This is a genomic window from Cupriavidus sp. SIMBA_020 (genome assembly GCF_046535395.1).
Taxonomy (GTDB): Bacteria; Pseudomonadota; Gammaproteobacteria; order Burkholderiales; family Burkholderiaceae; genus Cupriavidus; species Cupriavidus campinensis.
In genome coordinates, this window is record NZ_JAWRWU010001352.1 from 1 (window position 1) to 247 (window position 247).

The 247-nt window shown below is 66.0% G+C and carries 1 protein-coding gene; it reads right to left on the bottom strand.

Annotated features, from left to right (window positions below; translation table 11 throughout):
* Positions 1-247 (bottom strand): hypothetical protein (locus tag SB751_RS33915; RefSeq protein ID WP_410749485.1); only part of this gene is annotated, 247 nt, incomplete at both ends.

Sequence of the window (247 nt, forward strand, 5' to 3'; positions counted from 1 at the left end):
GTTCATCACCTTCACGCCATAGCGCCGCGCGAGCGCCGGCAGCGTGCCCTTCGATTCGCCCGCGCGCGGATCGACCACCGTCACCTGCGCGCCGGCCGTCTTCAGGTCGAGCGCGCATTGATAGCCGTCGTCGTTGTTGGTGAACACCACCGCGTTGCGCCCCGGCAGCACCGCATAGCGATGCAGATACGTGGACACGGCCGAAGCCAGCATCACGCCCGGCAGATCGTTGTTGCCGAATACGATC